The 23,981-nt window shown below is 64.1% G+C and carries 24 protein-coding genes; 11 read left to right on the plus strand and 13 right to left on the minus strand.

The features are described from left to right. Positions 1 to 177 precede the first annotated feature (177 nt). From glpD to EBBID32_RS03570, 3 genes are all read left to right on the plus strand, one after another. Positions 178 to 1,629 carry a glycerol-3-phosphate dehydrogenase gene (gene glpD / locus EBBID32_RS03560; protein WP_037488577.1) on the plus strand — a complete coding sequence of 484 codons (1,452 nt, stop codon included), beginning with the start codon at positions 178 to 180 and terminating at the stop codon, positions 1,627 to 1,629. Next, positions 1,626 to 3,101 carry a glycerol kinase GlpK gene (glpK, locus tag EBBID32_RS03565; RefSeq protein WP_006950834.1) on the plus strand — a complete coding sequence of 492 codons (1,476 nt, stop codon included), beginning with the start codon at positions 1,626 to 1,628 and terminating at the stop codon, positions 3,099 to 3,101. Before glpD ends, glpK begins: the two co-directional genes overlap by 4 nt. A 125-nt stretch (positions 3,102 to 3,226) precedes the next feature. Continuing rightward, positions 3,227 to 5,251, plus strand: coding sequence for a M3 family metallopeptidase (locus tag EBBID32_RS03570; protein WP_006950836.1), 2,025 nt, complete (start codon positions 3,227 to 3,229; stop codon positions 5,249 to 5,251). A gap of 157 nt (positions 5,252 to 5,408) precedes the next feature. Here EBBID32_RS03570 and EBBID32_RS03575 read toward each other — a convergent pair whose 3' ends face one another. Together EBBID32_RS03575 and EBBID32_RS03580 are read right to left on the minus strand one after the other, a co-directional pair. Next, positions 5,409 to 5,684 carry an HU family DNA-binding protein gene (locus EBBID32_RS03575; RefSeq protein WP_006950838.1) on the minus strand — a complete coding sequence of 92 codons (276 nt, stop codon included), beginning with the start codon at positions 5,682 to 5,684 and terminating at the stop codon, positions 5,409 to 5,411. Positions 5,685 to 5,853: 169 nt separating this feature from the next. Continuing rightward, the gene (locus tag EBBID32_RS03580; RefSeq protein WP_006950842.1) at positions 5,854 to 7,545 is read right to left on the minus strand and encodes an FAD-binding protein; all 1,692 of its coding nucleotides are present in this window, start codon (positions 7,543 to 7,545) and stop codon (positions 5,854 to 5,856) included. Between the two features lie 146 nt (positions 7,546 to 7,691). Here EBBID32_RS03580 and EBBID32_RS03585 point away from each other — a divergent pair, with 146 nt between their 5' ends. Beyond that, positions 7,692 to 8,492 carry an enoyl-CoA hydratase/isomerase family protein gene (locus EBBID32_RS03585; protein WP_006950845.1) on the plus strand — a complete coding sequence of 267 codons (801 nt, stop codon included), beginning with the start codon at positions 7,692 to 7,694 and terminating at the stop codon, positions 8,490 to 8,492. Positions 8,493 to 8,535: 43 nt separating this feature from the next. On the opposite strand, the gene EBBID32_RS03590 is transcribed toward EBBID32_RS03585, so the two are convergent. From EBBID32_RS03590 to EBBID32_RS03620, 7 genes are all read right to left on the minus strand, one after another. Next, complete coding sequence (locus EBBID32_RS03590; RefSeq protein WP_006950847.1) at positions 8,536 to 9,642, minus strand: Gfo/Idh/MocA family protein; 1,107 nt, start codon at positions 9,640 to 9,642, stop codon at positions 8,536 to 8,538. Continuing rightward, a complete protein-coding gene (locus EBBID32_RS03595) occupies positions 9,639 to 9,869 on the minus strand; it encodes a biotin/lipoyl-containing protein (RefSeq protein ID WP_006950849.1) in 231 nt (76 codons plus the stop codon). Before EBBID32_RS03595 ends, EBBID32_RS03590 begins: the two co-directional genes overlap by 4 nt. Positions 9,870 to 9,992: 123 nt before the next feature. Then, the gene (locus EBBID32_RS03600) at positions 9,993 to 10,646 is read right to left on the minus strand and encodes a carboxymuconolactone decarboxylase family protein (protein ID WP_006950850.1); all 654 of its coding nucleotides are present in this window, start codon (positions 10,644 to 10,646) and stop codon (positions 9,993 to 9,995) included. Next, the gene (locus tag EBBID32_RS03605) at positions 10,643 to 11,437 is read right to left on the minus strand and encodes an acid phosphatase (RefSeq protein WP_006950853.1); all 795 of its coding nucleotides are present in this window, start codon (positions 11,435 to 11,437) and stop codon (positions 10,643 to 10,645) included. Before EBBID32_RS03605 ends, EBBID32_RS03600 begins: the two co-directional genes overlap by 4 nt. 4 nt (positions 11,438 to 11,441) lie before the next feature. Further along, positions 11,442 to 11,744, minus strand: a complete 303-nt coding sequence (locus tag EBBID32_RS03610) for a DUF1330 domain-containing protein (protein WP_006950854.1) — start codon at positions 11,742 to 11,744, stop codon at positions 11,442 to 11,444. Between the two features lie 12 nt (positions 11,745 to 11,756). After that, the gene (locus tag EBBID32_RS03615; RefSeq protein WP_006950855.1) at positions 11,757 to 13,091 is read right to left on the minus strand and encodes an MFS transporter; all 1,335 of its coding nucleotides are present in this window, start codon (positions 13,089 to 13,091) and stop codon (positions 11,757 to 11,759) included. Positions 13,092 to 13,125: 34 nt separating this feature from the next. Continuing rightward, positions 13,126 to 13,881, minus strand: a complete 756-nt coding sequence (locus tag EBBID32_RS03620) for an SDR family oxidoreductase (RefSeq protein ID WP_006950856.1) — start codon at positions 13,879 to 13,881, stop codon at positions 13,126 to 13,128. On the opposite strand from EBBID32_RS03620, the gene EBBID32_RS03625 reads away from it, so the two are divergent. Genes EBBID32_RS03625 through EBBID32_RS03635 form a run of 3 tightly spaced genes read left to right on the plus strand, consistent with a single transcriptional unit; the run spans position 13,880 to position 16,185 of the window. After that, positions 13,880 to 14,095, plus strand: coding sequence for a hypothetical protein (locus EBBID32_RS03625; RefSeq protein WP_156022452.1), 216 nt, complete (start codon positions 13,880 to 13,882; stop codon positions 14,093 to 14,095). The genes EBBID32_RS03620 and EBBID32_RS03625 overlap by 2 nt on opposite strands. Positions 14,096 to 14,107: 12 nt before the next feature. Beyond that, positions 14,108 to 15,325, plus strand: a complete 1,218-nt coding sequence (locus EBBID32_RS03630; protein WP_006950858.1) for an MFS transporter — start codon at positions 14,108 to 14,110, stop codon at positions 15,323 to 15,325. Further along, complete coding sequence (locus EBBID32_RS03635) at positions 15,322 to 16,185, plus strand: SDR family NAD(P)-dependent oxidoreductase (RefSeq protein ID WP_006950860.1); 864 nt, start codon at positions 15,322 to 15,324, stop codon at positions 16,183 to 16,185. Before EBBID32_RS03630 ends, EBBID32_RS03635 begins: the two co-directional genes overlap by 4 nt. Before the next feature lie 12 nt (positions 16,186 to 16,197). Here the strand turns inward: EBBID32_RS03635 and EBBID32_RS03640 are convergent, their stop codons facing one another. Together EBBID32_RS03640 and EBBID32_RS03645 are read right to left on the minus strand one after the other, a co-directional pair. Continuing rightward, positions 16,198 to 17,238 carry an NAD(P)H-dependent amine dehydrogenase family protein gene (locus EBBID32_RS03640; protein WP_006950862.1) on the minus strand — a complete coding sequence of 347 codons (1,041 nt, stop codon included), beginning with the start codon at positions 17,236 to 17,238 and terminating at the stop codon, positions 16,198 to 16,200. A gap of 18 nt (positions 17,239 to 17,256) precedes the next feature. Then, positions 17,257 to 18,921 carry an MFS transporter gene (locus tag EBBID32_RS03645; protein ID WP_006950863.1) on the minus strand — a complete coding sequence of 555 codons (1,665 nt, stop codon included), beginning with the start codon at positions 18,919 to 18,921 and terminating at the stop codon, positions 17,257 to 17,259. A gap of 156 nt (positions 18,922 to 19,077) precedes the next feature. On the opposite strand from EBBID32_RS03645, the gene EBBID32_RS03650 reads away from it, so the two are divergent. Continuing rightward, positions 19,078 to 20,334, plus strand: a complete 1,257-nt coding sequence (locus EBBID32_RS03650; RefSeq protein ID WP_006950864.1) for an acetyl-CoA C-acetyltransferase — start codon at positions 19,078 to 19,080, stop codon at positions 20,332 to 20,334. Between the two features lie 76 nt (positions 20,335 to 20,410). Further along, complete coding sequence (locus EBBID32_RS03655; RefSeq protein ID WP_037488619.1) at positions 20,411 to 20,875, plus strand: MarR family winged helix-turn-helix transcriptional regulator; 465 nt, start codon at positions 20,411 to 20,413, stop codon at positions 20,873 to 20,875. 60 nt (positions 20,876 to 20,935) lie between these two features. On the opposite strand, the gene EBBID32_RS03660 is transcribed toward EBBID32_RS03655, so the two are convergent. After that, positions 20,936 to 21,241 carry a hypothetical protein gene (locus EBBID32_RS03660; protein WP_006950867.1) on the minus strand — a complete coding sequence of 102 codons (306 nt, stop codon included), beginning with the start codon at positions 21,239 to 21,241 and terminating at the stop codon, positions 20,936 to 20,938. Between the two features lie 169 nt (positions 21,242 to 21,410). Further along, on the minus strand, positions 21,411 to 22,202 hold the full coding sequence (locus EBBID32_RS03665) for an SDR family oxidoreductase (RefSeq protein WP_006950869.1): 792 nt from the start codon (positions 22,200 to 22,202) through the stop codon (positions 21,411 to 21,413). 232 nt (positions 22,203 to 22,434) lie between these two features. On the opposite strand from EBBID32_RS03665, the gene EBBID32_RS03670 reads away from it, so the two are divergent. Together EBBID32_RS03670 and EBBID32_RS03675 are read left to right on the plus strand one after the other, a co-directional pair. Then, complete coding sequence (locus EBBID32_RS03670) at positions 22,435 to 23,661, plus strand: CaiB/BaiF CoA transferase family protein (protein WP_006950871.1); 1,227 nt, start codon at positions 22,435 to 22,437, stop codon at positions 23,659 to 23,661. 22 nt (positions 23,662 to 23,683) lie between these two features. Then, positions 23,684 to 23,974: a hypothetical protein gene (locus EBBID32_RS03675; RefSeq protein ID WP_006950873.1), complete on the plus strand. Its 291-nt coding sequence runs from the start codon at positions 23,684 to 23,686 to the stop codon at positions 23,972 to 23,974. Positions 23,975 to 23,981 lie beyond the last annotated feature (7 nt).

Consider the following 23,981-nt stretch of genomic DNA (forward strand, 5'->3'; position numbering starts at 1 on the left):
GAAATCGACCTATCGACCCGGTGGCACGGGTGCTGAAAAAGGCCGCGTGTTCCCAAACATAGTCTATGGCAAGAAGCGGACGGACGATCGCGCCGCCGTAAGAGAGGGAGAGTTGCATCACCATGGGCACAGGGTTGACGCCGAACCGGACGGATGACGATGAGGCCCGTCCCATCCATGCCTGAGCCGTACGACCTTCTTATCGTCGGCGGCGGTGTGAACGGCACTGCCATTGCCAGAGCCGCCGCCGTCGCGGGCCAGCGCATACTGCTGGTCGAGCAGGGCGATCTGGCGCAGGGGACATCATCCACCTCCACCAAGCTGATGCATGGCGGGCTGCGCTATCTGGAATATTATGAGTATAAGCTGGTGCACGAGGCGCTGGCCGAACGCGCGATCATGTTGCGCACAGCGCCGCACATCGTCTGGCCGCTGGAGTTTCGCCTGCCCCATATGCCAAGCATGCGGCCCTGGCCGATCGTGCGGATGGGGCTATGGCTATATGACCTGTTCGCTCTGGGTGGCAGCCTTCCCCGCTCGCGCGGCATCCGGCTGGACGATCCGGCGCTGGTGCAGAATGGTGGGCGGGGGTTCAGCTATTGGGACGGCTGGGTCGATGATGCCCGGCTGGTGGTGCTGAACGCGGTGGACGCGGCGGAATCAGGCGCGAAAATCAGTACCCGCACCCGGCTGGAATCGGCGCAGCGGCAGGCGGACCAGTGGACCGTGACGCTGCGCGACGCAGCAGGCGCGCATCAGGTCTCGGCTCGAACCATCGTCAATGCGGCCGGGCCATGGGCGGAGCAGGTGCTGCACGGTCAGTTGGGACAGACTGACGGCAGCCATATCCGGTTGGTGCGCGGCAGTCATATCGTCGTAAAGCGGTGCCTGTCGGGAAACCATGCATGGCTGCTCCAACAACCTGACGGCCGGATCGTCTTTGCGATCCCCTATCTGGACGATTTCACCCTGATCGGCACCACCGAAGTCACGGTGAAGGACCCGACCGATACACAGATTGCGCCCACGGAAGTCGCCTATCTGCTGGACGCTGCCAATCTTTATCTGCGCACGCCGCTGCGGGACGAGGCGATCGTCGGCAGCTATGGCGGCATCCGTCCCCTGATAGATGACGGGACCGAAGCGGCTAAAGCGGTCAGCCGCGATTATAGGCTGGAGTTGGATCGGAATGGCGCGGCATTGCTCAGCGTGTTCGGGGGCAAGATCACCACCGCACGGCATCTGGCGCAGGCGGCCTTGGATCGGCTGGGGATAGGAGGCGGTGACACGCGCGAGCGTCCGTTGCCTGGCGGCGAATTCACCGATTTCGGGGCATTTTTGGCAGATGTCCGCGCGCGTTGGCCTTTCCTCGAAGAACCCGTCGCCCGGCGCATGGCCCACGCTTATGGTAGCCGCATCGGCGCCGTTCTGGGCGACGCCCGCACGCCCGATAACCTCGGCGCGGACTTTGGTGCCGGGTTGCGGGCGCAGGAGGTCGATTACCTGATCGACTATGAATGGGCGCGCAGTGCCCACGACATCATCTGGCGGCGGACCAAATTGGGCTATTATCTTAACCCTGCACAGATCGAGCGGCTGGATCACTATATCCACGAGGCAGTGGCATGAGCATCGTCGCGATCGACCAGGGCACCACCTCCACCCGCGCGATCCGCTTCGACGCGGCGGCGGCAATAGAGGCGAGCGCCAGCCGCGACTTGCCGCAGCATTATCCCCGACCCGGCTGGGTCGAGCAAGACCCGGAGCATATCTGGCAAGGCGCGCTGGCGACGCTGCGCGATGTGCTGACCCATGATGTCGCCGCGATCGGCATAGCCAACCAGCGTGAGACGATCCTGCTGTGGGACCGCGCGACCGGAAAAACGCTTCATAATGCGATCGTCTGGCAGGACCGCCGCACCGCCGACCGCTGCGCCGCGCTGCTGGCCGAGGGCATGGAGCCAATGGTCCGGGCCAGGACCGGCCTGCTGCTCGACCCCTATTTTTCCGCGACCAAGCTGGGCTGGCTGCTCGACACGATTCCTGACGCGCGGGCACGCGCCGAACGAGGCGAACTCGCCGCCGGGACGGTGGACAGCTTCCTGCTCTGGCGACTGACCGGGGGGCGGATCCATGCGACCGACCTCACCAACGCCAGCCGGACCCTTCTATACAATATCGTGACCGAGCAATGGGATGACGATCTGCTCCGCCTGTTCGCGATTCCCCGCGCATTGCTGCCCGACGTCCACGCCAACGCGCATATCTTCGGCACCACCGACCCTGCGATTGTTGGCCGTGCCATCCCGATTGCGGGCATGGCGGGGGACCAGCAGGCCGCGCTGATCGGTCAGCGCTGCTTTGCGCCGGGGCAGATTAAATCGACCTATGGCACCGGCTGTTTCCTGCTGTCCAACATCGGCACCATGCCGACCCTGTCGGACAAGCGACTGCTGACGACCATTGGCTATCGCATCGGGCAGGAGCGCGCCTATGCGATGGAAGGCTCAATCTTCATTGCGGGTGCGGCAATCAAGTGGCTGCGCGATACGATGGGCATCATTGACAGCGCGGAGGATAGCGCGCATCTCGCCGCATCGGTTCCCGCCGATCATGGCGTTCACCTGATCCCGGCCTTTGTCGGGCTGGGCGCGCCGCGCTGGCGGACCGATGTGCGCGCGTCGATCACCGGGCTAACGCTCGATACCGGCCCGGCGCATATCGTCCGCGCCGCGCTGGAGGCAGTCGCGTTCCAGACCTGCGACCTGGTAGAGGCAATGGCGGGCGAAGACATCGCCCCGCCCGCCATGCTGCGCATCGACGGCGGCATGGCGACCAACGACTGGTTTGCGCAATTTCTGGCCGACATGATGGGGTTGCCTGTCGAACGCCCCGCCAGTCATGAAAGCACGGCGCTGGGTGCGGCCTTTCTGGCCGGGATAACCGTCGGCCTTTGGCCCGATCTGGCCGCGCTTGACCAGCTGTCGCGCGAGACACGATCTTTTACCCCTGCCGCCGACGCGGATCGGGCAGTATCGCTGCGACGCTGGCGCAAGGTCGTGCAACAGGCGCTTGCTGCCGGCGTGGAGGAGAGGATTTGAGGAGCATGGACCAGCCCCGCATGCGCTCGATCCCGTTAGCATCCATCCCCAAAAGGCGTGACTGCCCGCAATCAAGCGGATGGATGCGGGCAGACAGGGGATATTGCCCTGTGTAAGGAAGCGTCATGATACAGACGAACCCCCTGCTCGATTCCGGCCTTCACCCGCGCTTTGGTGACATCCGGCCCGACCATATCCTGCCCGCCGTCGAAACGGCCATTGCACAGCATCGCGTAGCGATGCGGCGATGCGCCGAGGCAAAGGGATATGACGCGATTTTCCTGGCGAAGGATCGCGCCGACGCGGCCCTTTCGCGCGTGTGGCAGACCGTCTCGCATCTGGTCGGGGTCGCGAACACGCCGGAACTGCGCGCGGTGCATGGCGAAGTGCAGCCGATGATCGACAGCTATTTTGCCGAAGTCGGGCAGGATCGGGCGCTCTATGACGCGCTGGTCGCCATCCCCCGCGACGGGCTGGGCGAGGCGGAGGCGCGCGCGCTGGCGCTGACCTTGCAGGGGTTTGAGCTGTCCGGGGTCGGGCTGGATGGCGTAGAGCGGGAGACCTTTGCCGCCAACAGCGTTGCGCAGGGACGGCTGGCCACCGAGTTTGCCAATGCCGTTATGGACGCGACCGAAGCCTGGACGCTGCATGTCACCGACCCTGCCAGGCTGGCGGGTGTGCCGGACAGCGACCGGGGTGCCATGGCCCGCGCGGCAGAAGCCAGGGGTCTGGACGGCTGGCTGATCGACCTTCATGCGCCGTCGGTGCGGGCGATAACCGGCTTTGCCGACGATCGCGACCTGCGGCGCACCGTATATGAAGCCTATGGCACCCGCGCGTCCGATCAGGGCCCGCATGCCGGCCAGTTCGACAATAGCGACCGGATCACGCAATTGCTGGCGCTGCGGCAGGCGGCGGCAGGACTGCTGGGCTTTGCTGATCCCGTCGCCTTGTCGCTCTCCACCAAAATGGCCCGCGATGGCGAGGAAGTCGATGCGTTTCTGGTCGACCTTGCCCGGCGCGCGCGCCCGCAAGCCGAGCGGGAGTTGGCCGAGCTGGCCGCGTTCGCGCAGGCGACACTGGGCATCGACACGCTCGAACCATGGGATATCGCCTATGCGACGGAGCGGATGCGGCGCGCGGTCCATGCGCTGGACGAGGCGGAAATCCGCGCCCATCTGCCGCTAACACGAATCCTGGATGGCCTGTTCGCGCTGGTTGCCGAGCTTTACGGGGTGGACATCCGCCCAGCCGATGGTGCGCCGGTCTGGCATGAGGATGTGCGTTATTACACTGTCCATGGTGCCGACGGCGCGCCGGTCGCCGCGCTCTATTGCGATCTGTTCGCCCGTGCGGGCAAGCGCGGCGGGGCGTGGATGGATGTGTGCCGCCCACGCCTGCGCGAGGCCGACGCCGTGCAAATGCCCATCGCCTATCTGGTCTGCAATTTCGCCAGCGGCAGCGCGGATCGTCCCGCGCATTTGACCCATCAGGAAATGGTGACGCTCTTCCATGAAATGGGCCACTGCCTCCACCATCTGCTGACGCAGGTCGATGTGCCCTCGGTCGGTGGCATATCCGGCGTCGAGTGGGATGCGGTGGAATTGCCGAGCCAGTTCATGGAGAATTTCGCCTGGGAACCCGCCATGCTGCGGCGTGTATCCGCGCATGAGGAAAGCGGGTTGCCTCTGGACGAGGCGATGATCGGACGGATGCTCGCGGCGCGGCGGTTCATGGGTGCGGTGGCGCTGCTGCGCCAGGTCGAATTTGCCCTGTTCGACCTGCGCCTCCACCAGTCGGCAGCACAGGAGGATGGTCCATCGGTGCAGGAGATCGTCGCTGCCGTGCGGCAGGATGTGGCGGTGATCCATCCCCCGGCATGGCACCGCTTCTCGCACAGTTTCAGCCATATTTTCGCAGGCGGCTATGCGGCGGGCTACTACAGCTATTTGTGGGCCGAACGCCTGTCCGCCGATGCCTTCGAGGCCTTCGCTGAAGAGAAGGCGGATCGCGCAGCGCTGGGCGGCCTGTTTCGCGATCATGTGCTGGCGCGGGGCGGATCGCGCCCGGCGATCGACAATTTCGTTGCTTTCCGTGGTCGCCAGCCGGATTCCGCTGCGCTGTTGCGCGCGCTGGGTCTGGCGGCCTGAGCCGTTCAGGCGGATACCGCCTGAAAATCGATACCCGGTCTCTGCTTGATGTCGACCTTGCGCTCGGTGCGGTCGAAGATTTTGGGGCCAGATCGTCCGGCATCCCGATAACATAGGCAACCGGCGTCGTCCTGAAGGGCGACGCCGGTTTGGCCAATCAGCCGTTCAGCTTGTCCTTGACCGCCTTGGCCGGCGTGAAGCCCAGCTTCTTGGACGCGGCGATCTGAATGGTCGCACCGGTCGAGGGGTTGCGGCCTTCGCGCGCCGGCGAATCCTTCACCTTGAACTTGCCAAAGCCGTTCAGCGACACTTCTTCGCCCTTGGCGGCGGCATCGGCGATGGCAGCAAAAACACCGTCGACAATCTTGCGGGCATCCGCCTTGGTGATGCCATGTGCCGAGGCAACGCCGTCGGCCAGATCGCTATTGTTCATAAAATGCCTTTCTTAGGGGTTATTGCCTTGCCCGCATAACCAAGGCTGAGGCGCTGGTCCATATGTCACGTACCGCAATCTTAGGCTTAGCGGGACGTTTAGGCCGATTTTCATGCCCTTTGTCGCACCTGACAGGTTTTCGGAACGATCGCTCACCCAAACCTATCGGCTAAAGCTGGTTATCCAATCCAGCCGCATGACGCGCGGCGATATAGCCGAACGTCAGGGACGGGCCGATGCTCGCCCCCGCGCCGGGATAAACATTGCCCATCACGGATGCGGTTGTGACCCCAGTGGCGTAGAGGCCTGCGATCACGTTTCCGTCGGCGGTGACGACGCGGCCCTTGGCGTCGGTAATGACGCCGCCATAGGTGCTGACGTCGCCCGGCACGACCGGAACGGCGTAGAAAGGCGCCTTGTCGATCGCGCCGATAGCGCTGCGTTCGGAGAAGGGATCGCCGACGAAACCGCAATTGTCATAGGCGCGCTCACCCCGGTGGAAATCCTCGTCCATGCCCTTGGCCACATGCCCGTTCCAGCGCGCCACGGTCGCCGCCAGCGCGGCGGGATCGACATCGATACGCCCGGCCAGTCCCTCGATCGTGTCAGCGGTGTGGAGATAGCCGCTTTCGATCCAGTTTTCCGGGATCTTCTTATCAATGAATTTGCCCGCGATCGCATAAAGTTCGACATAATGGCGGTCGAGGATGGCCCAGCTTGGAACGGACGGGGCGACGATGTTCCGTTTGCGCATATTTTCGCAATAGAGTTCGTAACTGCCACCTTCATTCATATAGCGCTGGCCGGTCTGATCGACCAGGATCGCGTGCGGCTTGCCGGTCATCGATTGGGCGCCGGGTGCGACATAAGTCTTGTCCCAGCCCGGCGCGAGCGTCATCTGGTAGCCTACAAGCTGGTCCATCTGCGCCAGCTGGCCGCCGATCCGCTCCAATTCTCGGTGCATCTCTCCGGTATCGCCCTCGGCGGTCTGCGACCATTGCGCCTGAGTACCGGGCATATAAGTGTCGCGCATCGCCTGATTTTGGGCAAAGCCCCCGGCATTGACGAGAACACCCAGTCGCGCGCCGATCCGCCATGGCTTACCATCGCGCATCGTCACGACGCCGGTGGCTGTTCCATCTTCGATTACCAGTTCGCTAACCGGCGCGTTCAACCGCAGGTCCACGCCCGCCGCAAGACCGGCCTTGAGCAGTCGTCCCTGCAACGCACCGCCCGCCGTGGTATATTTGCGGCCCAGCACCAGATCTCGCAGGGTGCGCAGGACGATCCGCCCCAGCATCTTGCCGGACGCCTTGTTGGTCCGCCGATGGCCCTGCGCCTCCATTCCCTCGACAAGGGTTACGTTGAATTCGGCGAAGCCCTTGCGCAGCATGTCGCGCCGCGACCCCAGTTCCTTGCGATCGAACGGCTTGGCGACGACAGTGCGGGACGTTTTGCAGCCGCCCGGCAGTTCATCATAATAGTCCGGCCAGAAGGTCGCGCCGCGTTGCAGCGCTACGCCCTTGTCGACCAGAAAGTCGATGGCAAGGGGTGCCTGGGTCACATAGGCCAGGCGCTTTTCGCGCGAAGTGCCCGGGGCCGGATTACCGTCCAGTTCCTGTAGCGCATCGAGATAGGTCATGGCCGCATCGGCGCTGTCCTGTTCCCCGTCGGCGAGCATGAAGCGGTTGGCCGGAATCCACATGACGCCGCCCGACTTGGCCGTCGTGCCACCGGCCCAGGCTGTTTTTTCGAGGATGACGACCGACTTGTCAGCCTGACGCATGACCAGCGCGGAAATCATCGACCCCGCGCCGCTGCCCACGACCACCCAGTCGAACGTCTCGTCAAACCCGGCCATGCTCTGCTCTCCCTTGTATCTTGAAACAGGCTATAGCGCGATGACGGCGAATGGCAGTCCGCATGGGCAGACCAACAGCGCTTATCGCTGTGGCGACGTTGGCAGGGACATGGAGCGTGATAAGGGAGGGTCAAGGAGACCCGCGCATGAGCCAGCCATTGCCCCTGTTCCAGACCATCTTGCTTGAACGGCGCGAGCGGCTGCTGGTCGTGACGCTGAACCGGCCCGATGCGATGAACGCGGTGAACCTGACCCTGCACGACGAATTGCCCGAAGCGCTGACTTTTGCAGCGACCGACCCTGATTCCGACGTCATCCTGCTGACCGGGGCGGGGCGCGCTTTTTCCGCTGGCGGCGACATTGCGCATATGGAGCATAATGCAGCCAATCCGCATCTGTTCGACCATGAGGCGCGGCAGGCCAAGCGGATCGTCTTTGCGATGCTGGACATTGAAAAGCCGGTTGTGTGCCGGATGAATGGTCATGCGGTGGGATTGGGGGCGTCGATCGCGCTGCTGTGCGACGTGATCTTTGCCGCCGAGGGGGCGAAGATCGGCGATCCGCATGTCGGCATCGGACTGGTCGCGGGGGATGGCGGCGCGCTCATCTGGGCGCAGCGGATCGGGCTGGCCAGGGCGAAGGAATATCTGCTGACCGGCGAGTTGCTGCCTGCGCGCAAGGCGGCGGAAATCGGTTTGATCAACCATTGCGTCGCGCCGGAGGAACTGGACAGCGCGGTCGACGCCTTTTGCGGCAAGCTGCTGACGGGTGCGCCCAATGCGATCCGCTGGACGAAGATATTGACCAATATGGAGCTGAAGCGGATCGCCAGCGCGGTGATGGAGGCAGGAATCGCTTATGAGGCGCTCAGCGTCCGCAGCGCGGATCACCGCGAGGGGATTGCGGCGCTCAAGGAAAAGCGCGCGCCAAGATTTACTGGACTGTAGAAAGATCCGTTCGTGTCGAGCGAACGGATATATGGTTATGGCGTCAGCTAATGTCGGCCAACCGCACCCAATGACGGGTTTGGCTGGACAGGCGGATCGCTTCCTGCAAGCGTTCGACCTCCAGCGCTTGGGCGAAATCGGGCGTGCCTTGGCCGCGTCCATGGATCGCTTCGACCATGGCGTGCATCGACAGCGCCATGGGGTAGCTGGGCTGGGGCTCGCTTTGCCAGTCGAGCGCAATGCCGGGAGTGCTTTTGTAGCTGTCGGAAATCGCGACCTCTTGCAGGTCGCCCCCCAGTTGGCCGCCGCGCAGAATGCAGTCGCGGGCCGTCGGGAAGGTTGGCGAAGAGGCGACCAGCCGCCCCTTGTCACCAAAGACATCGATCAGCCAGCCGTCGTGCAGCGTCATGCTCCAGCTAATCTGCATCTGCATCGTCAGGCCGCTGGCAAAGCGCAGGATGACGTTGGCGAAATCGGTGGTTTCGGGCGTGATGCTGTCGCCATCAGGAAAGCGCCATTCGCGCAATATCTGGCTGTTGTCGGCGACCAGTTCGGCGACCGGACCGAACAGATGGCGCAGCATGTAGAGCGCGTGGCTGCCATTATTGCGGACGGCCGAGACCCCCTGCCCACTTTGTGCGAACCAGTTATAGGGGAATTGCTTGTTTGGACTGTTGAACAACGACAGGTTGAAATGGCAGGTGCCGCCCAATGGTCTGCCGATAAAATCGGCGTCGAGCATCGCCTTCATTTGGGCATGGGCTGGCAGCCACTGCGCGAAGGCATCGACCACGCCAATGCTGGTCCCGGCACACCATGCGGCGTCAATCGCCTTGGCCCCGGTCCAGTCGGCGGCGTGGGGGCTGGCATTGTAGACATGTTTGCCATTGGCGAGCGCGGCCAGCACCATCGGCAGGCGGACGCTGGGCCGGGTGCCCAGATCGACGATATCGATATCCGGGTCGGCGCACATTTCGGCCACGTTCCAGAAGGCGCGCGGCAGGTTCAGCCGTTCGGCGGCGGCGCGGGCGGTTTCTTCGCGCGAAGTGCAGATCGCGGTGACCTCGACACCGGGAATGGCGCGCCAGGCGGGCAGATGGGCAAAAGCTCCCCAAGCGGCGCTGACGATGCCGACGCGCAGCGGTCTCATTCGATCGTGCCGAGGACCGTGCCGACCTCATAGGTTTCGCCGGGCTGGGCGATGATGCGCAGCGTGCCGCTGGCAGGCGATTCCACCTCGTTGGCCGACTTGTCGGCTTCGAGCAGATAGAGCGGCTGGCCCTCTTCGACCTGCGCGCCATCTTCGGCCAGCCATTCCGCAATCTGGGCCTCGGTCATCGAAAAGCCGATCTTGGGCAGCAATATGTCGGTCGCCATGGTCTTATTCCCTCATGCAAATGCGAAAATCTCTTGGCATCCGTCATGCCCGCTCCGGCGACGGTGCGGCAATGCGCAGGGGCGATGATCCGGCCAATATCGTTGCCGCGATAGCCCCGGAGATCAGTAACCGCGACTGTCGGTCCAGTCCTCGGTCTCGCCGGGCTTGTACGTCTTGCCGGGGGTTTTGCCCGATGCCGTCCTGAGGTCGAAACCGATCGGGTCCGCGCCACCCTCGATCCCGACGCCGAAGGAGGAGAGCGCCCAGCTGGTCATGACATAATGGCCGATGGAGAAAACCAGATCCATCTGCTGCTGCTTGGTGAAATGGCGGCCCAGCACCGCCCAGTTGGCGTCGCTGATCGTGCCGTCGGCCATGAGTTCACCGACCGAGCGCAGCACAGCATCATCGGCCTCGTCCCAATTGCCGCCCGCTGGATAGTCGCGGATCGCGGCGATATCCTCTAGGGTCAGGCCGGCGTTCAGTGCGTAGCCGACATGATTATGCCATTCATAGGCGGACTTCACCAACCAGGCGACGCGCAGGATCAGCAGTTCCAGATGCCTGGTCGACAGTGAGTTGGACATAAGCAGATGCTTGCCCCAGATATTATAGACCTTGCCCAGACCAGGATGGTTGGCCATAACCATTAACACATTGGTTTTAGAGCCTTCTTCCCAGGAATTTGGCTCGCCCCAATAGGAAAACACCTCACGCGCATCGTCGGTCCATTCCGTGCGCGGCAGCGGGAGGATGCGGGGTTTGATGTCGGTCATGGTTGGGGTACTCCTTGGGTCAGCGCGGCGGCTTCAGCGTCGCAGCCGGTGGGTCTGGCCTTGGCGCGGGCGATATCCTTGCGCGCGGCCTTCATGTCTTTCTGGAATGCCGGATCGGCGTTGAGCCGGGCGAATACGACCGTGGCGGCAAGACGGCCCTCCTCGGTATCGCTGAGCCAATGGGCATTGCAGACGCGGCGGCTGTCGCCAAAAGCGCGGCCGCGCGCGACCAGCGCCGGGGCGAGATCGGGGTGCAACTGAGCCAGGATCAGCCCCCAGCCATAGCCGATGGCGCTGTGGCCGGACGGATAGGAGCCGTCCTTGCGCAGCATCGGTTCCCAGTCGGGAGTGCAGGTCGGCTGGCCGTTGACCATGAACGGGCGGGGGCGGGCGTAGCGATGCTTGATCGCGCTGGTGGACATGCCGAAATCGGCAAGGGTCCGGCGCAGCAGCCGATCGAGCCGGGGCGTCGTGTCAGGCCCGATCGCAACGCCCAGCGTGCAGGAGAAGGTCGCGGTTGCCTTGGGACCCAACAGATCGGCGTCGGCGGTCGCCAATGTCCAGCGCGGGCCGCCCTGCAACGCAAGCGCGGCTTTCGCCCCTTCATCATCGCGGGCCTGCGCGGCGGAGCCGGGTGCGGGTGGCGGCGGGGCGACATTGTCCGGCAGCGGCCCGTTCTTGAGATAGCCCGTGCCGAGCCGCGACATGCCGGGCGCCGCCGCCTGGGGTTGGGCCGCCATGCAGGGGAGTGCGATTGAGACGAGGCATAGGGTGATGAGATGCGCTTTCATGATCCTAGAGTCCTTCGACCAGCAACGCGCGATACGGTGCCCCCTTCTGCCGCAACAGCGCGGATTGCTGATATTCCGGGCTGTTATACCAGGCCCGCGCCTTGTCTGCGTCCGGGAACTCCAGGATGACGATACCTTCCGGCCCCTCCCCTTCCAGCGTTTCGAGTGCGCCATAGACGGTAAGGGGTTTCAACCCATAATCGGCCACGAAACGCCCGGCATGGCTGCGGTTCATGCCGCTATAGGCGTCCATCGCCGCCTGATCGGTGACCGGGCCTTCGCGGGTGAAGATCATATAGGCTGGCATCGCGTGTCCCTCTCAATGTATCGCATGGTTGATCGCCGCACCGTTCCAGCCACCGGCCGCCGCGAAATCGGTGCGGCAGGAGTGGCTGGCGATCCAGGCCAGGATGGTGCTGGGGACGCCCACCAGCAACGCCCAGCGCATCGCCATGCCCAGCGAATCCTCGCCATAGATGGGGCGCAATATATCGCTGAGCCAGCCAACCAGCACTGGCCCACCGCCAAGGCCGATGACCTGGATCGATACCATCAGCACGGCGATGGCGGTCGCACGGGAGCGCGACGGGACGAGGCCTGCCACCACCGCCATCAGCGGCGCGGCAGACAGGCCACCGATCAGCATGTTGAGACCATAAAGCGGGAATACACGGTCGGCAGAGCCGGTCAGGATCAGCCAGCCAATGCCGGTGGCCATCGCGCCGCTGATCATCAGTATCCAGACATACCAGCGCATGTCGCGACGGCCCAGGAAGTCGGCCAGCGGCCCGCCGACCGTATGGCCGATCGCTGACCCGAAGAAGAGCGCGCCGCCCATTTGCAACCCAGCTTCATTGGCGGGCATTCCATGGGTCCGCTCCATGAAGGCGGGTGCCCAGCTGATAAAGCCCATGGTCAGCAAGGCGTTGAGCGAGGCAGCAAGGATCAGCGGGGGCAGCGTGCGAATCGCCATGAGTTCGCGGGCGGTCTGAAGGAAGGAGATGGCCGGTCCCTTCGCAGCAGGTGCACCATCGGCAAGACCCGCGCGGGTATCGCGCAGGGTGAACCAGACAATGGGAGCGAGGATGAAGCCGGGGATGCTGGCGAAGATCAGCGTGTTGCGCCAGCCATATTCCTGCACCGCCCAGCCGCCCACCGCCGGACCAAGGAAGGTGCCGAGCGACGCGCCGAGCAGGAAGATCGACAGCGCCGTCGCCCGCTGGCGGATAGGAAAAAGGTCGGCGATCCATGCCTGGGATGGCGGTGTAAAGCCGCCTTCGCCAAGGCCAATGCCAGCCCGACCGATCAGCAGCACCCAGAAGCTTTTGGCCGCGCCGCAGACGATGATCGCCGCGCTCCAGACGGTGGCGGCGATTGCGACGATCTTGCGCTTCGACCAGCGATCAGCCAGCCGCGCCAGCGGGATGATCGCCAATATATAGACGATGGCGATGATCATGTCCTTGACCATGCCGATTGCAGCATCCGACAGACCCAGTTCGCGGCGGATCGGTTCGACCATCACCACCATCAGATAGCGTTCGCCCTGCACGGACGCCGACACCAGGACCATGATGAAGAGAAACCAGGACCGGTAGGCCATGCTCGGCAGCGCCTCTGACAGCGCGGGCGGGCGTGGTTCGATGTCGGCCATATATTTCCTCGCCTCTTAATCTGTCGGGGTCGGCCTACATCGCCGCCGTGTCGGCGGTCGGGCGGATCAGGATTTGCGACACGTTCGCCCGCGCGGGCAATGAGGTGATGAAAAGGATCGCTTGCGCGATGTCGTCTGGCTGCATCGCTGTGTCCTTGCCGACATGGTCGGTCATCGCCGCGCGCATCGCCGGATCGCTGATGCCGCCTGCGACTTCGGTGGCGGTCGCCCCCGGCTCCACGATCGACACCCGGATGCCCGCCCCACCCACTTCCTGACGCAGGCTTTCGGTCAGGCCGGTGAGGCCGAACTTGCTGGTCGAATAGGGACCAAACAGCCCCGCCGCGCGCCGTCCGGCGGTGGAGGAGATGTTGATGATGTCGCCGCCGCCCTGGGTCTTCATTGGGCCGATCGCCGCCTTGCAGGTGTAGAGCGTGCCAAACAGATTGATGTCGATCACGCGGCGCCATTCGTCGAGCGACAGGCTTTCAACCCCGCCGGCCTGGATGACGCCGGCGGAATTGACGAGGATGTCGATGCGGCCAAGCTGATCGATGGTGTCGATGACGGCACGGGTCGCCTCCGCCTCGACCGCGGCGTCGCCGGGCAGCGCGATTGCCTTACCGCCTGCTGCGTGAATATGATCGACCAGTGCGCGGAGGCGATCGACGCGCCGCGCTGACAGCGCTACCGCTGCCCCGGCACCCGCCAGAGCCAGTGCAGCCGCCTCGCCTATGCCCGATGACGCACCGGTCACCAGCGCGACCTTTCCTGCAAGGCAGCCTGCCATGTCCGCTCCTCTTATGCCTGTTACGGCCATGATCGCCCGAAGGCGCATCGCCGCACAAGGCGGGCAGGCGACATATCGCTCTGGCGGCCAGACGGGCGGCAATGATCCGGCTGGCATGCCGCGTGACCATGATAGCGCGGGGGCGATTTGCCTGGCGCGGCCCGACATGGCAGCCAGTCTGCGCCTGAACAGCCTGAGAAGCATGGCATCATAACAGGAGATGAGGATGGGATCGGCCTATTGGGGCGAATTGCGGACGCATTGGCGTCCGTTGCTTGCCGCGACCATGGGACTGGGGTTCGGCATAGGCCTGTCCGCCTATACGATGGGCCTGTTTGCGCCCAAGCTGATCGCCGAATTTGGTTGGCCAAAATCGCAATTCGCGCTGCTGGGCAGTTTCGGGCTGCTGATGTTGATCGCGCAGCCGATCACCGGGCGGTTGACCGACCGGTTCGGCGTGCGCGCCGTTTCCGCCGTGGGCGTTCTGGCAGGGCCGAGTGCCTATATCGCCTTTGCAATGCAGCCCGGCAGCATTCGCGCCTTCTTTGCCATTGCGGTCTTGCAGATCATGGTCGGCACGTTGACCACATCACCCGTATATACAAGGATCGTGGCGGAGCGGTTCGAGCGGGCGCGCGGGCTGGCCTTTTCCATCGTGATGACCGGGCCGCCGCTGGTGGGTGCGGTGATCGCGCCGCTGCTGGGCAGGTTCATCGAGAGCGAGGGGTGGCGCAACGGCTATCTGCTGATGGGCGGGGTCACGATGATATTCGGCCTGATCGCCGTGCTGATGACGCCGCCGCATATCGGCGTGCATCAGGACGCGGACATGCCGGTCGAACCCAAAAGGGGCTATGGCGTGATCATGCGCAATCCGGCCTTCTGGGTGCTGATCGTCGGCATGATATTGGTGAATATCCCGCAGGGGCTGCTGTCGTCGCAGTTGAAACTGGTGCTGATGGATAGCGGCGCGCAGTCGCAGACGGCGACCTGGCTGATTTCCGTTTTTGCGATCGGGGTGATGGTCGGCCGCTTTGCCTGCGGCCTGTCGCTAGACCGGATGGAGCCGCATCTGGTTGCGGCGCTGACCCTATCAATGCCGGCGATCGGCATGATCCTGATGGCGTCGCCCTTTGACAGCACCATCGTGCTGGCGCTGTCGGTAGCAATGATGGGGCTGGCGCAAGGGGCAGAGGGCGATATCGCGGCCTATCTCGTGTCGCGACGTTTCGGGTTGAGTGTGTTCAGTCTGGTCATGGGGCTGGTCGGCGCGTCGATCGCGGGCGGGGCGGCGCTGGGGTCGCTGACGCTGAGTTACACGCTGCGCCTGTGGGGCAGTTATGCGCCCTTCCTGATGATCGGTGCCTGCGTCACGATCATGGGAGCGGCACTGTTCCTGACATTGGGACATGGTTCCCGCAAGATGGAGGCCGTGCGCACATGAAGAGCCGTGTGAAAGTCGCTGTCGTCACGGGCGCGAGTGCGGGTGTCGGCAAGGAGGCGGCACGCGCGCTGCTGCAACAGGGGTGGCGGGTGATCGGCGTCGGGCGCGATCCGGCGCGCTGCGCGGCAGCAGAGGCCGAACTGACCGCCCTGCCCGGCGCGGATTTCACCATGATCCGGGCGGACATGGCGCTGCTGGTGGAAACCGCGCGGGCGGCGCGCGAAATCGCAGCGCTTGCGCCGGAGATTGACGCGCTGCTCAACAATGCGGGCGGGGTGATGGCACAGCGGATCATCACTGCCGAGGGGCATGAGGCGACCTTTGCGTCCAATCACCTCGCGCCGTTCCTGCTGACGCAGATATTGCTGCCCAATTTGCTGGCGGCAGCGGCACAATCGGCACCCGGTTCGGTGCGGGTGGCGGCGGTGTCGTCCACCGGCCATGAACATTGTGCCGGGATTGTATGGGACGACCTTATATTCACGGAGGGCTTTGTCGGTGGCGCGGCCTATTGCCATGCCAAACTGGCCAATATTCTGTTCATCCGCGAACTGGCGCGGCGGCTGGACGGCACGGGTGTCGTCGCCCATGCGATGCACCCCGGTATAGTGGCGAGCAATTTCGCCAGCCACTGCGACGCGGCGATGCAAGCCTATATGGAGTCGATCGCCGACCGGGCGCTGACCCCGGCGCAAGCGGCAGAGACGCTGGTATGGCTGGCGAGCGATCCGGCACCGGGCCAGTCGAGCGGCGGCTATCATTATATGCGCGAAGCCGTGCCCTGTTCGGCGGCGGCACAGGACGATGCGGCCGCCGCGCGATTGTGGCAGGTGAGCGAGGCGCTAGTGGCGGGATACTGATCCCGCCGCCAGTCATAATTGCGCGATCACCTGTGGCATGTCCGCCGTGGTGCGGATACCGGGCAGGGCGTCGCACACTGCTGCAACAGCATTGACCGCGCGATGGGCGGTCAGGCCGGGGGTGAAGGCGGCATAATCTTCCGGCGCGACCGGGAAGCGGATGTCCACTTCCACCGGCGTGTCGCCCTCCACCCGAACGCGCCAGCCGGATTCGCGCAGGCGCCAGTCGGGCTGGTCGATTTCGCGGCTGCAATACCAGTTGGCGCGGAAGCGCAGTACCGGCTTGCCATTTCGCATTCCCGACACGGTGATGCGCTGGGCGGCGACCGTGCCGGCCGGGATGATGCCCGCCGCAATCACGATGTCGCGGGTCGCCGCGCCCATTTCGCCGACCACGTCCCAGCTATCGATGACGATCCCCGCCGCATCCGCCAACTGGGCCAGTGATCCGGCAAAGTCGCTTTTCACATGCTCGAGCTGGCGCGGGTCGAAAGCACTGGGCGCGCGACCGAAACCCATGATGTTGAACAAGAGATCGGGCGAATTGCGGCTCGAAACGTCGCCATATTCGTCGATCGTCAGGCAATCGAGCCGACGCGAAAGGGAGAGCAGCGGGATCGGCAGGGCTTCGGTCACGAAACCCGGACTGGAGCCGGTGCTGTAAATGGAGCTGTTGCCGGTGCGACAGGCCGCCTCGATCCGGTCGCGCATGGCGGCGTCCATTGAGGGCGGGTGGTGAAAGTCGCCACGGGTCGTGACGACATTCTTGCCCGATGCGAGCAGGCGGCACAGTTCGTCGATGTCGGTGCCCTGCCGCATATAGAGGACGCAATCGGCGTCCATCGCGACCAGATCATCGATCGATCCCGTGGCGATGACGCCGCAGGGCGCCAACCCGGCAAGGTCGCCCGCATCCTTGCCCCGCTTGTCGTCGGAACTGACCCATAGGCCGACAAGGTCGAGCGCGGGATGCTCGATCACGGTGCGCAGCGCGCGGGAACCGACATTGCCGGTCGCCCACTGGATGACGCGATATCGCCTCTTGCCTGTCATTGCCTCTCCTTCCGGGCATCATGGCCCGATATAGTTGATCATGCCCTGCTGCGGATCAGGTGTATCGGTCTGCCAGCGCACCGATCCGAACGGCCGTTCCAGCCGTCGCCGCACGCGCAGATCGCCCGCCTTCCGGTCGAACGACCGCGCGAGCAGCTGGATATCCTTGTCTGCCTGGGTAAAGCGTTCGCGCATGTGCAGATAGTCACCCCAGGTCGGGCATTGATAGCGTTCGGTCCAGTGAGCCGGATTGGCAATGTCGCGCGAAATGGACCAGTTGAAGCCGCCATTGCGCAGCCGGGTGCGCTGGACCTGCAACATCGCGCCGTAGAAATCGCGGGCTTGCGACGGATCGACATCATAGTCGATTTCGATGATGATCGGCCCAGACCGGCGCGTCAGTGCCATGCCGACTTCCGGCTCATTTTGCAGCGATATGGGTTCGATATCGGCTTCGTTGGTGTCGGGCAGGGGCAGCAACAGGCCGATGACAGGCAGCGCCGCCAGCGCAAGGCCAGACAGATAGAGCGCGCCATCGACCGATAGCTGTCCCGCAACCCATCCCCACAGGGCCGCGCCAATCGCGATGCCGCCGGTCAGCGCCGAAGAGAAGAGCGAGAGCGCCCGCGCCGTGACCCAGCGCGGGGCGGACAGTTGCACCGCGACGTTGAACAGGGCGATGGTCAGAATATTCGCGCCGCCAGCGAGAAACAGGGCGAAGCAGGTGAGTGGCACCGAGCGGCTGAAGCCCGCCAGTGCCAGCGTTGCGCCACTGAGCAATGCCAGCAACGTCACGGTGCGGTGGGTACCGAGCTTTTCCCGGCAGGGAGCCACGAGCAAGGCACCGCCCACCGCGCCCAGTCCGCCCGCCCCCAGCAGCAGGCCGAAGGTGCTGGCATCGCCCCCCAGCAGATGCTTGGCGATCAGTGGCGCGAGTGCTGATGAGGATGCGCCGGCCAGGCCGAACAGGAAGGCGCGCACCAGAACGGTGCGGATTGGCGCGGCATGGAGGGCGTAGCGCGCGCCGGATACGATCGCGCGGTGGATCTGTTCGGGTGGCAGGCGCGAGGAGACGTGGCGGCGTCGCCAAAGGAAGAAGGCGATGAAAAGCGGCAGATAGCCGATGGCGTTGACCGCAAAGGCGGCATGAGCGCCCGCCGCCAGCACGATGACACCGCCGATCGCCGGGCCGAAACTGCGCGCGACATTATAGCTGATCGTGCCGAGCGCGATGGCGGCGGGCAGATGATGCGGGCCGACCTGCTCACTGATCGAGGATTGCCAGGCAGGGGAATAGAGCGCGACCCCTGCCCCGATGAGCGAGCAGAAGGCCAGCAGCATCCAGGGCGAACTATGGCCCGACCAGGCGAGCAGGGTGAGGATCGTCGCGCAGACCATGGAGAAGGCAAGGCCCGTCATGGCAATGCGCCGTCGGTCGAACATATCGGCCAGCGCGCCCGCAGGCAGCGCGACCAGCATCAGCGGCAGCATCAGGGCGCTTTGCACCAGCGCTACCATGCCGGGCGACGGGGTGAGCCGGGTCATTTCCCACGCCGCGCCGACCCCCAGGATCAGCTGGCCGAAATTGGACAGCAGACTGGCCGTCCAGATGCCGCGGAATACAGGTTCGCGAAGCGGCGCAAAAGTGCCGCCCGATGACCGATCATGCCCGGCTCTCGCCATCCTGCCCCCTATGCTTCCTGGCCCCGCCCACCTTGGGCAGCGGGCGCTACTGCCGTCCACCCTGCACGCCCTTGCCCTTCCGATCAATCGCCCATGCGATTGGGAATGTGGGCCTTCCATGCGATAGCAAAGTCATCTTTCTACAGGAGACGAGCCTTGGCAGAGGCCTATATCATCGACGCGGTCCGCACCCCGCGCAGCATCGGCAAATTGGGCAAGGGCGCGCTGTCGCATCTGCACCCGCAGCATGTCGCAGCGACCGTGCTGCGCGCGATCCGCGACCGCAACGGCATCGATACCGCCGATGTCGATGATATTATCTGGGGCACCAGCGCGCAGATGGGGTTGCAGGGCGGCGATATGGGCCGGATGGCCGCGCTCGACGCCGGTTATGATGTGCGTGCGTCCGGGGTGACGCTCGACCGTTTCTGCGGCAGCGGGCTGACCGCTACCAATCTGGCCGCGGGGCAGATCATGGCCGGGATGGAGGATCTGGTGATCGCGGGCGGGACGGAGATGATGTCGCACGTCATGTCCTATGGCCAGTCGCTGCGAGAAGCGGGCGTGCCACCGGTCGGCGGGCTTGGCACTGGCAATATGCGGTTGCAGGCCAAGCATCCCCAGTCGAACCAGGGCGTCGCCGCCGACGCGATCGCTGCGATGGAGGGGATCAGTCGGGAACAGCTCGACGCCTTTGGCGCAGAGAGCCAGCGACGGGCAGGGATCGCGATTCAGGAAGGACGCTTCGCCCGTTCGACCGTCCCGGTGGTGGACGATGATGGCGCAGTCATATTGGACCATGAGGAATATCCCCGGCCCGACACGACCGCCGAGCAGTTGTCGCAGCTCAAACCCGCCTTCGCCGCCTTTATGGACATGCCTTCGCGCGCCGACGGGCCAACCTTCCGTCAGCTGATCAACCAGGTCTATCCTGACCTGGCGATCACGCCACTGCATCATGCCGGAACCTCATCGGGCGTGGTCGATGGGGCAGCCGCGATCCTGCTGGCGTCGGTGGTCTATGCGCAGCGCCATGGCCTGAAGCCCCGCGCCCGGATCGTGGCGACCGCCAATATGGGAGATTGCCCGACGCTGATGCTGAACGGCCCCGTCCCGGCGGCGCGCAAGGTGTTGGCGAAGGCAGGGTTGCGGGTCGAGGATATCGACATATTCGAGGTGAATGAGGCGTTCGCGGTCGTGACCGAGAAGTTCATCCGCGATCTGGGCATCGACCGCGCGAAACTGAACCCCAATGGCGGGGCGATCGCGCTGGGTCATCCGATCGGTGCGACCGGCGCAGTGCTGATCGGCACGGCGTTGGATGAGCTGGAGCGGACCGGCGGACGCTATGGCCTGATCACCATGTGCGCGGCGGGCGGCATGGCGCCAGCGATCATCATCGAACGTGTCTGATCCGGCGCAGAACATCGCCCCGGCTTGCAACGAGGACGGTTTCGTTTCGCCGCAATGGCGCTATGGTACGCGCTTCATGGCTGAACCGAACGATGATCTGCTGGCTGATGACGCGAAGGCGCTGATGCGCAATGCGTCGCTGAAGCTGGTTGTGATCGCGCGGCAGTTGCGGGCGCATTTCGACCAGAGCGTGGTGCGGCTGGGCGTGACGCGATCGCAATGGACAGTGATCGCGGCGGTGGCTCGCCACCCCGGCGCGACCCAGCGCACCATTGCCAATATGCTGGAAATTGCCGAAGCGTCAGCGGGTCGGCTGATCGACCGGCTGTGTGCCGATGGGTTGCTGGAACGGCGCGCCAAGGATGATGACCGCCGCGCCCATGCTGTATTCCTGACAGAGACGGGCCAGACGATCACGACGCAACTGGCGGGGATTGCGCGCGCCAATGAAGAAGTGGCTTTTGCCGGCTTCGATCATGACGACCTGCACCGGATCAACGCGCTGCTCGATACGATTTCAGAGAATATCGGCAAGCCATGAAAAAGGCGGCTCCGGGTTAGGGAGCGGCCTATTCATTGCGAAGGACCGTCGCCCTTCCGATCAGCGCGCGGTCAGCAGGTCGCGCTTCGACAGGTTGGTCACCAGCTTGCCATCGGCAGCCGCCAGGCTGGCGGCGGGAACAGCAATCATCTTGCCGTTGAGGATGATCTGCGCGGCGCCATCGGCACCGACGCGATAGACGGCGGCAAGGCGATCGCCCGACGCGGTGTACAGCATCTTGCCCTTATATTCGGTGGCGATGGCTGAAGCCGAAGTCAGTTGCACGGCATCGTCGGCGGCAGCGACCTGCGGCACGATGGCGACAGCGAGTGAGACATAGGCGGCGATTTTGGCAAAACGGATCATGGCGAACCTCTGGTCGAAAAGGGAGAGCGATTCATTTAATACTAAGCCAGGTTAGTAGTTCGTCAAAAACATGTCAAGCCAGCTTAGTATTTTATTTTCGCAGGTGCGAAGAAAAGGGCGCGCCGTTGGTACGACGCGCCCCGATTCCGGCGTGAATATGAGCGGATAGTCAGCGCGGCGGGAAGCGGATCGCGCCGTCGATGCGGAAGGTCTGGGCGTTGATATAGCTGTTGCGGGCCAGTTCCATGGCGAGGCTGGCAAATTCGTCGGGCTGCCCCAGACGCCGGGGGAACGGCACCGATTTTTCGAGATTTTCATACATGGGCGGGTTCATCTCCTTGAACCGCAGCATTGGCGGGGTCGCGAAGATGCCGGGCATGATCGCATTGACGCGAATCCCCAGATCCATGAGATCCCGCGCCATCGGCAGGACCATGCCGTTGACCCCGGCCTTGAGCGAACCATAGGCGATCTGGCCGACCTGCCCGTCCTCCGCCGCGGCGCTGGAGGTCAGGATGATGCTGCCGCGTTCATTGTCGACCAGCGGGTCGAGCGCGGCCATGCCAAGCGCGGAGATGGAGGCCATGCGGTAGCTGGCGATCAATATGCCCTGTGCGGAAATCGCATAATCTTCGGTCGAGAGGCGCTTGAAACCGCCGCTTTCCTTATCCTTCGAGACGGTCTTGCCGCCCTTCGACACCATGGCACAATGGACCAGCAGCCGTTCCTGCCCCTGAACGGTGCGGGCGCTGTCAAAGCCCGCGAGCGCGCTGTCCTCCGACATGATATCGACGCGGTGAAAGGTTGCGCCGACCTGGGCTGCGATTCCTGCGCCCTGGTCCTGATTGATATCGAAGATCGCGACCTTCGCACCCGCAGCGCGCAATGCCTTCACGGTGGCGAGACCAAGGCCGGATGCGCCGCCGGTGACGATGGCGGAAAGCGAAGAGTCGATGATCATGGCAGTCCTTCCGATATCTTTTCCGTTCCGCTATCGGCCCGGATTTCCCGACGCTCAATCCCAGTTTTTCGGGCCATGCCGCATATCGTGGCGGCGTTGAGGCCGGGCTTTGCATCGCGCTAGCGATAGCCCGCATCCAACAGCCTGTCGGCTCTTGCGGCAACCGCCACAGCTTCTACGCTTTTTAGGTGATGAAGGCTGCGTCGTGCGGCGAATGAGGGGATGAGAGTTTATGACCCAGGTCATGAAGGGTGTGCGCGTTTTGGAAGTAGCGCAATTCACCTATGTGCCTGCAGCAGGGGCGATCCTGGCCGATTGGGGTGCGGACGTCATCAAGATCGAGCATCCGGTGCGCGGCGACACGCAGCGCGGGTTCCTGAACATGGGCGGGGTGACGCTCGATCCCTTGCGCCATACATTGTTCGAGCATCCCAATCGCGGCAAGCGCAGCGTCGGCATCGACCTGTCGACCGCCGAGGGACAGGAAATATTGTACGAGCTGGCCAAGACGGCGGACGTATTCCTGACCAACTACCTCCCCCAGGTGCGGCAGAAGAACAAGTTCGACATCGAACATATCCGCGCGGTCAACCCGAATATCATCTATGCCCGTGGCAGCGCGCTGGGCAATAAGGGGCCAGAGCGCGAAATCGGCGGATTTGACGGCACCTGCTTCTGGTCGCGCAGCGGCGTCGCCTATGCGATGACGCCCGAAGCCCTGCCCGGCCCGCTGACCCAGGGCATACCGGCATTCGGCGATTCCATCGGCGGCATGTTCATCGCCGGTGGCATTTCCGGCGCGCTGCTGCACCGGGAAAAAACCGGCGAAGCGACCGAACTGGACGTGTCGCTGCTGAGCGCGGCCTGGTGGGCATCGGGCGCGCTGATATCGCAGGTGATGGAAACCGGGATCGAGACGCGCAACGGCATGCCGGTATCGGGCGGATCGCTGCGCAACCCGTTCATGGGCAATTTCCGTACCTCCGATGGCGGCACGATCAACCTGTGCATGGTCAGCCCAACCGGCCTGATTGCCGACACGTTTGCCCATGTCGGCGTGCCGGAAGCCGCCGACGATCCACGGTTCAAGGATGTGCTGTCGTTGATCGACAATGCGGGCGCGGCGAGCGACATATTGGTCAAGGCGTTCGCGCAAAAGCCATTCGCCTATTGGCGGTCGCACCTGAAAACGATGAAGGGGCAATGGGCGCCGGTGCAAAGCTTTACGGACCTTTTGACCGACGAACAGACATTGGCCAATGACATGATCATCGAGGTCGAGGGTGCCGACGGCGGCAAGCCGTTGCGGCTGGTGCGTGGCCCGGTGCAGTTTGACGGCAAGCCACTGGAAACCACCCGCGCGCCCCAGGCATCGGAACATACCGAAATCGTGCTAATGGAACTGGGCGTCGAATGGGACCAGATCGAACAATGGAAAGCCAGCGGCGCAATCGCGTAACGCTTTGAAAGGCAGGATGGACATGAAGCCCGGAACGAAACTGAAAAGCGCGATGTGCGACACCGAAGTGATGGTGATCCGCAGCGGCGCGGGCACTATCGAGTGTGGCGGTGCCGCGATGGGCGAAGCCAAGCCCGATGCGATCGGCACGCCCGCCCCGGATCTCGCCGCAGGCACATTGATGGGCAAGCGCTATGTCGATGCGGCGGGGACATTCGAGTTGCTGTGCGTCAAGCCGGGCAAGGGATCGCTGTCGGTCGATGGCGTGGCGCTGAGCATCAAGGATGCCAAGCCCCTGCCCGCGTCGGACTGACACAAAC

The sequence above is a fragment of the Sphingobium indicum BiD32 genome, from assembly GCF_000382885.1.
Classification (GTDB): Bacteria; Pseudomonadota; Alphaproteobacteria; order Sphingomonadales; family Sphingomonadaceae; genus Sphingobium; species Sphingobium japonicum_C.